Origin of the sequence: Brevundimonas sp. (assembly GCF_004210735.1) — a bacterium.
Lineage (GTDB): Bacteria > Pseudomonadota > Alphaproteobacteria > Caulobacterales > Caulobacteraceae > Brevundimonas.
The window spans coordinates 1-6,191 of record NZ_SDZL01000096.1 but is presented as its reverse complement, the minus strand read 5'-3'; the positions used below and the strand labels follow the sequence as shown (position 1 = coordinate 6,191).

Sequence of the window (6,191 nt, the reverse complement as noted above, 5' to 3'; positions counted from 1 at the left end):
CTTTCAGCGCTTGATCGACGTTATTATCGCGAACGAAAATCTGTACCAGGTTGAACTCTCCTTTGGCCGCCCGCCGCGTCCTGTGAGGGAGACGGGCGAACAAATAAAATCGTCTTCCGGAAGCAGGGCTCTCGGATGAAGGCGCGCTGATACACGACCGACCGGGCGCTGTCCAGATCGTCACGTTTGATCATCAACGCTCGAAATGCCCGCCGGACGGGCCTATCGTGTTCTCATGACCGATACCGCCGATCAGGGAAACTGGGCCGACCGCAAGGAGCAGGCGGTGCTGGACGCCGCCGTCGCCCGCGCGGCCACGCTGGGCTGGAACGGCCGCCTGGTCCGCGCCGCCTGCGAGGCCGAGGGCATGAGCGTGGGCGACGAGGAACTGCTGCTGCCCAACGGCCCCCGCGACCTGGCCGTGCTGTTGTCGCGGCGCCACGATGCGCGGGCTTTAAAGGCGCTGGAGGCCACGCCGCCCGAGACGATGAAAATTCGCCAGCGAATCGCCGCCGCAGTATCGGCCCGGATGGAGGCGGGCGCCCAGGACATCGAGGCGTCGAAGCGTTGCGCTGGCTTCCTGTCGCTGCCGACCAACGTCGATCTGGGCTTCAAACTGGCGTGGGAGACGGCGGACCATCTGTGGCGCTGGGCCGGCGACACGGCCACGGACCAGAACCACTATTCCAAGCGCGCCATCCTGGGCGGCATCCTGATCCCCGCCCTGACCATGCGCTGGTTCGACGGCCGAGAAGCGGCGGAGGCCTTCGTCGCCCGCCGCATCGAAAACGTCATGGCGTTTGAAAAGTGGAAGGCGGGTAAGGATTTCGACGCGCCTGTGCGCAAGGTCACCGAGGCGCTGGCCAGGATGCGGTACGGGGCGAAGGCTTAACTCCCTCTTCCGATGGGAGAAAGTGCATTAGAGAGAACCCAGCACCCGGTTCACATGCGCCATCTTCCGGCCCGGGCGGGCCTCGGCCTTGCCGTAGAGGTGCAGCCTCGCATCCGCTTGGCCGGCCAATGCGCGCCATTGGTCGACCTCGTCGCCCAGCAGGTTGGTCATTTCGATGCGGGCGTGGGCGTTGGTGGGGCCCAGGGGCCAGCCGGCGATGGCGCGGATGTGCTGTTCAAACTGGTCGCAGACGCAGCCGTCCTGGGTCCAGTGGCCGGTGTTGTGCACGCGCGGGGCGATCTCGTTCACTAGCAGTTCGGGCTTTCCTTCTGAGTCGGGGCCCATGTCGAACAGCTCGATCCCCATGACGCCGACATAGTCCAGTCCGTCCAGCACGGCGGCGGCGATGTCGCGCGCCCGCGCCTGGGTGGCGGGGTCGACGGCGGCGGGAGCCAGGGTGGTCTTCAGCACCCCATTGGCATGGACGTTCTGGCCCAGCGGATAGACGGCCACGGACCCGTCATGGCCGCGCGCGGCGATCACCGACAGTTCGCGATCGAAGACGGCGGCGGCCTCCAGAATCGCCGGGCGGCGGCCGATGGCGTCAAAGGCGGCCTCTGCGTCGGCGGCGTCGCGGATCCAGACCTGACCCTTGCCGTCGTATCCCTCGCGCCGCGTCTTCAGCAGGGCGGGCAGGCCCAGACGGTCGATGGCGTCGGCCAGGTCGGTCAGGTTGGACACCGGGGCGAAGTCGACCGTGGTCGCGCCCACCGCGTTCAGGAAGGTCTTTTCGTCCACCCGGTCCTGGGCGATGGCCAGGGCGGTCGGCCCCGGCGCGACCAGGGCGCCGGCCCCGGCCAGTTGCTCTACCGACTGGGCGGGCACGTTTTCGAATTCAAAGGTGACCACGTCGCACAGGGCGCCCAGCGCCTGCAGCGCGTCGGGATCGTCATAGGCGGCGGTGATCTGGGCCCGCGACACGCGGGCCGCCGGGCAGTCCGGCTCGGGGTCCAGGATCACCACGTCAAAGCCCAGGCGCGACGCGGCCTGGCTGAGCATCCGGCCCAGCTGTCCCCCGCCCAGGACGCCAAGGGTCGATCCGGGCGGCAGGGGAAACAACGGGGGCAAGGTCGGCATCAGTCCTCGACGCTTTCGGCGACGGCTTCGGTCTGGGCCACGCGGAAGGCGCTGAGCCGGTCCGCCAGGGCGGGGTCTGACAGCGCCAGGATCTGCGCCGCAAGTATCCCTGCGTTCGCCGCGCCCGCCTCGCCGATGGCCAGGGTCGCGACGGGGACGCCGCCGGGCATCTGGACGATCGACAGCAGGCTATCCAGCCCCTTCAGCGCCTTGGACTGGACCGGCACGCCCAGCACCGGCAGATCGGTCATCGACGCCGCCATGCCGGGCAGATGGGCCGCGCCACCGGCGCCGGCGATGATGACCTTGTGGCCGTTCGCCTTGGCGTTGGTGGCGAAATCATAAAGGCGTTGCGGCGTGCGGTGCGCGCTGACGACCCTGGCCTCCCAGGCGACGCCCAGTTGGTCCAGCCGTTCGGCCGCCAGCTTCATCGTCGGCCAGTCGGAGCGACTGCCCATGATGATGGCGACAGGAGCGGTTTCGGTCGGGGTCGCCATGCGGTGGCCTCCACGCGGAAAGCGGCCGGTTACAGCACACGCGTTGCGCCCGCAACCGGCCGCGCTAGCATCCTGTTATTCGACGGCCAGGTGAGTCGCCGTTTTTTGGAGCCGTCGCGCCCTTGTCGACCGTGGTGCTCAGCGATCAAACGGACCAGATTCAGCGCCTGCGCGCCGAGGTCGAGCGCCTGCGCGCCCAGGTGATCGGGCTGACAGACAGGGCTGAACGAGCCGAGGCGCTGGCCGACCACGATGTGCTGACGCCGACGCTGAACCGGCGCGGCTTTGTCGCCGTGATGCACCGGACCATGGCCTATTGCGCCCGCTACGGCGCCTCGGCGGTGCTGCTGTATGTCGATCTGGACGGGTTCAAGGCGGTCAATGACGCCTTGGGGCACCCTGCGGGCGACGCGGCGCTGGTCCAGGTGGCCAGATTGCTGATCGAGAATGTCCGCGAATCGGACGCCGTGGGCCGCATGGGCGGCGATGAATTCGCCCTTCTGCTGCTGAACGCCGGGCCCGACGAAGGCCAGGAAAAGGCCCGCCGTCTGGCCGAAGCCCTGGCCGCCCGTCCGTTCGAATGGGAAGGCCGCACGGCGAGGCTGGGCGGCTCGTTCGGGGTCCGCGCCTGGACGGGCCAGGCCGATCCGGAAGTCTGGCTGGCCGAAGCCGACGCCGCCATGTGGGTGCGCAAGAAGGGCCGCTAGCGCCCTGGGGCCGCTTCTAGGCGATGATGTCGGGCAGGATGCGGGCTTCGATCTTCACGATCTCGTCGCGCAGGGTCAGCTTCTTGCGCTTGATGCGGGCGATCAGGAGCTGGTCCGGAATGGGCATCTGGTTCAGCGCCTCGATCGAGGCCTCAAGGTCGGCATGTTCCTGAATCAGGATCTGCAGACGCGCATGCAGGATGCGTTCTTCTTCGCTGAGCGGTTCGTCGTCGTTCATCGTTAGGCCCCGGACAGCAGGATTTATAGCGGACGGTTCGTCACGCCGGAAGGCGTTCCGCCAGCCGGATCAGCGCCGGGCGTGGTGTGACAGCGCCCCAGGCGCGCGCGACCTCGACCAGGCCGTCGATGGCGGGCCGCGCCGCGCCGGTCGGCGCGGGGGACAGCCCCTCCAGCGCCAGCAGCAGGCGGCGCTCGGCCTCCAACTCCACCGCCTTGACCTGCTCGCGCACGGCCAGACGATCAGCCTCGTCCAGATCGGGAATGACGGCCTTCAGCGTCCGGCGCACGGCACGCAACGGCGCGATGGCCGTATCCTGCCAGGCACGGGCGACGTCGCAGGCGGCCTCGATGTCATCTGCGTCCGGGCGACGGCCGGTCACGGCGTTCCAGCCGCCCCACAGCAGCAGGGGCACGTTCTGTTCGTGCAGATCCTGAAGGCCCAGACAGGCCTCACCCACGCCGTCCGCGCCATAGGCGGCGACGGCCCAATCCCACAGGCTCATTCGGCCGCTCCGCCCTTCAGTCCTTCCCAGCGGCGCACCGGCGACCAGTCCAGGCCGAACAGGTCCAGGGCGCGGCCGACGGATTGGTCCACCATGTCCTCGATCGAGGCGGGACGGGCGTAGAAGGCGGGCAGGGGTGGGGCGATTACGGCGCCCATTTCAGTCAGGGCGGTCATGGTACGCAGATGGCCCAGGTGCAGCGGCGTCTCGCGCACCATCAGCACCAGCCGGCGGCGCTCCTTCAGCGCGACGTCGGCGGCGCGGGTCAGCAGGGTGGAGGTCACGCCCGTCGCGATCTCGCCCATGGTGCGGACGGAACAGGGGGCCACGATCATGCCCAGCGTCCGGAAAGAGCCGGACGCGATGCTGGCGCCCACGTCGTTCAGCCGGTGCACCACGTCGGCGCGGCCGGTCAGGTCGTCAGGGCTCAGGTCCGTTTCCTGCGACAGGGTCAGCAGGGCGGCGCGGGACACGACCAGGTGACTTTCGATCCCCAGCTCGCGGAGCGCATCAAGAACGCGCACCCCGTGAATGACGCCCGAGGCGCCCGAGACACCGACCACAAGCCGACGTGGCGGGGTTTCCACGGCTACGTTCACATCATCGGCCATATTGGGGTCCAGGCTCTGTCCGTCCCGGACGATAGGACGTCACCGGAATGTGATTCAACGTCTTGCCGATCCGGGCGCTCACTGTGTGGTCCCTTAGACATGGAGGCGCAAGCCATGACCATTGAGGCTCGTATTCGCGAACTGGGAAACCGTCATCGCTCGCTGGATGAGACGATCCAGCGGGAGCTGAACAGACCCTCCGCGGACTCGCTGGAGCTTAGGGAGCTCAAGCAACGCAAGCTTCGTCTGAAGGAAGAGATCAGCACCTTGGAGGCCCGAGCGGGCTAAGGCTGATCCCACAATCTGGAAACAGGAACGGCCCCGGACCAGCGTCCGGGGCCGTTCTTTTTCGTCAGGTCGACTGTGCGATCAGTCGCGCGAGCCGAACACCGATTCCGCCGTGGGCTCGGCGACATAGCGGCCGTCGTCCTCGGGCTCTTCGGCGGGCAGCAGGACTTCGGGTTCCGGCTCGGCGGCCTGAAGGGTGGCGCCGCCGTTCCTGGCGTCGTCCTTGGCCTTCTTGTCGGCGGCCTTGCGGACGATCTCGTCCAGCTGGATCTGGCCGATCAGGCCCAGGGTCACCGGGTCCACCGGATTGATGTTGGCCGAGTTCCAGTGCGTGCGGCTACGGACGCTCTCGATCGTCGACTTGGTGGTGCCCAGTAGCTTGGCGATCTGGGCGTCGGTCACCTCGGGGTGGTTGCGCACGAACCAGGCGATGGCGTCCGGCCGGTCCTGACGGCGCGAGACGGGCGTGTATTTCGGGCCGGTCTTCTGCGGCTTCAGCAGGTCGGCGTGGCGGCTGACGACCGCCTTCATGCGATAGTTCTCGTCCGTCTGGGCCTTGTCCAGCTCTTCGCGGGTCAGCTGACCGCCGGTGACGGGATCGACGCCGCGAATGTCGCGGGCCACGTCGCCGTCAGCGATACCGCGCACTTCCAGCGGGTGCAGGCCACAGAAGTCGGCGATCTGCTCGAAGGTCAGGGAGGTGTTGTCGACGAGCCAGACCGCAGTGGCCTTGGGCATCAGAATGTCGGTCATGGGGCGTTCGTCCCGGTGGGGTTCGGCCCGGAATTCCGGGCGTTGGATACGACGGCGCCCGACCTTTCGGCCGGGCGCTGATGAAACGGATATAGGCCGTTTCGGATCAAAAGAAAACGGCTCCCAACCATGTCATACAGCGAAGGTTCATCTGGTTGGGTGAACATTGGCGTCCAGAGCGCGTTCAGCGCAAACACAGGAGGAACTGCCATGAAGACCCTCGCCATCACCACGGCCGCCGCCGTCGCCATGGGTGGCATGGCGTGGAGCGTCCCGAGCGACAGCTCGGCCCAGGCCCAGAGCCGCGTCGCCCCGCGCGGCAGCTATGCCCAGTCGTGCAGCGGTTCATACGTGAACCAGGGCCGGCTGTACGCCGACTGCCGTGACCGGCGCGGGCAGATCCGTGGCACGTCCATCGAACTGAACCGCTGCGCCGACGCCGATATCGGCAATGACGACGGCCGGCTGGTCTGCGGACGCCATCGCGGCGATATCGAGCAGGGGCGTCCCGGCCAGGGCGGCGGCTGGGGGAATGGCGGTCGCCCGCCGGGTGGCGGCTGGGG

The 6,191-nt window shown here is 68.0% G+C and carries 10 protein-coding genes; 4 read left to right on the top strand and 6 right to left on the bottom strand.

Features of this window, described 5'->3' with window-relative positions:
- Positions 1-235 precede the first annotated feature (235 nt).
- Positions 236-892, top strand: coding sequence for a COQ9 family protein (locus EON91_RS13845; RefSeq protein ID WP_292095893.1), 657 nt, complete (start codon positions 236-238; stop codon positions 890-892).
- Between the two features lie 27 nt (positions 893-919).
- Here EON91_RS13845 and EON91_RS13840 read toward each other — a convergent pair whose 3' ends face one another.
- On the bottom strand, positions 920-2,029 hold the full coding sequence (locus EON91_RS13840) for a 5-(carboxyamino)imidazole ribonucleotide synthase (RefSeq protein ID WP_292095891.1): 1,110 nt from the start codon (positions 2,027-2,029) through the stop codon (positions 920-922).
- Complete coding sequence (purE, locus tag EON91_RS13835; protein WP_292095889.1) at positions 2,029-2,526, bottom strand: 5-(carboxyamino)imidazole ribonucleotide mutase; 498 nt, start codon at positions 2,524-2,526, stop codon at positions 2,029-2,031. The genes EON91_RS13840 and purE overlap by 1 nt, the downstream gene beginning before the upstream one ends.
- Before the next feature lie 131 nt (positions 2,527-2,657).
- Between purE and EON91_RS13830 the strand changes: the two genes are divergently transcribed.
- Positions 2,658-3,233 carry a GGDEF domain-containing protein gene (locus EON91_RS13830; protein WP_292095895.1) on the top strand — a complete coding sequence of 192 codons (576 nt, stop codon included), beginning with the start codon at positions 2,658-2,660 and terminating at the stop codon, positions 3,231-3,233.
- A gap of 16 nt (positions 3,234-3,249) precedes the next feature.
- On the opposite strand, the gene EON91_RS13825 is transcribed toward EON91_RS13830, so the two are convergent.
- Genes EON91_RS13825 through EON91_RS13815 form a run of 3 tightly spaced genes read right to left on the bottom strand, consistent with a single transcriptional unit; the run spans position 3,250 to position 4,587 of the window.
- On the bottom strand, positions 3,250-3,471 hold the full coding sequence (locus EON91_RS13825; RefSeq protein WP_292095888.1) for a DUF465 domain-containing protein: 222 nt from the start codon (positions 3,469-3,471) through the stop codon (positions 3,250-3,252).
- Between the two features lie 40 nt (positions 3,472-3,511).
- On the bottom strand, positions 3,512-3,976 hold the full coding sequence (locus EON91_RS13820) for a TIGR02444 family protein (protein WP_292095886.1): 465 nt from the start codon (positions 3,974-3,976) through the stop codon (positions 3,512-3,514).
- Positions 3,973-4,587, bottom strand: coding sequence for a UbiX family flavin prenyltransferase (locus tag EON91_RS13815; RefSeq protein ID WP_292095884.1), 615 nt, complete (start codon positions 4,585-4,587; stop codon positions 3,973-3,975). The genes EON91_RS13820 and EON91_RS13815 overlap by 4 nt, the downstream gene beginning before the upstream one ends.
- A gap of 114 nt (positions 4,588-4,701) precedes the next feature.
- Here EON91_RS13815 and EON91_RS13810 point away from each other — a divergent pair, with 114 nt between their 5' ends.
- Positions 4,702-4,875 (top strand): DUF465 domain-containing protein, encoded by a 174-nt coding sequence (locus tag EON91_RS13810; protein WP_292095882.1) that lies wholly within the window; start codon positions 4,702-4,704, stop codon positions 4,873-4,875.
- 81 nt (positions 4,876-4,956) lie between these two features.
- Here the strand turns inward: EON91_RS13810 and EON91_RS13805 are convergent, their stop codons facing one another.
- A complete protein-coding gene (locus EON91_RS13805; RefSeq protein ID WP_292095878.1) occupies positions 4,957-5,628 on the bottom strand; it encodes a cell cycle transcriptional regulator TrcR in 672 nt (223 codons plus the stop codon).
- A gap of 210 nt (positions 5,629-5,838) precedes the next feature.
- Between EON91_RS13805 and EON91_RS13800 the strand changes: the two genes are divergently transcribed.
- Positions 5,839-6,191 (top strand): CVNH domain-containing protein (locus EON91_RS13800; protein ID WP_292095876.1); only part of this gene is annotated, 353 nt, incomplete at its 3' end.

Bases quoted from the DNA above. Each gene is read 5' to 3' on its own strand.
- purE (WP_292095889.1), bottom strand. From the start codon at position 2,526: ATGGCGACCCCGACCGAAACCGCTCCTGTCGCCATCATCATGGGCAGT.
- EON91_RS13815 (WP_292095884.1), bottom strand. From the start codon at position 4,587: ATGGCCGATGATGTGAACGTAGCCGTGGAAACCCCGCCACGTCGGCTT.
- EON91_RS13845 (WP_292095893.1), top strand. From the start codon at position 236: ATGACCGATACCGCCGATCAGGGAAACTGGGCCGACCGCAAGGAGCAG.
- EON91_RS13820 (WP_292095886.1), bottom strand. From the start codon at position 3,976: ATGAGCCTGTGGGATTGGGCCGTCGCCGCCTATGGCGCGGACGGCGTG.
- EON91_RS13805 (WP_292095878.1), bottom strand. From the start codon at position 5,628: ATGACCGACATTCTGATGCCCAAGGCCACTGCGGTCTGGCTCGTCGAC.
- EON91_RS13825 (WP_292095888.1), bottom strand. From the start codon at position 3,471: ATGAACGACGACGAACCGCTCAGCGAAGAAGAACGCATCCTGCATGCG.
- EON91_RS13840 (WP_292095891.1), bottom strand. From the start codon at position 2,029: ATGCCGACCTTGCCCCCGTTGTTTCCCCTGCCGCCCGGATCGACCCTT.
- EON91_RS13810 (WP_292095882.1), top strand. From the start codon at position 4,702: ATGACCATTGAGGCTCGTATTCGCGAACTGGGAAACCGTCATCGCTCG.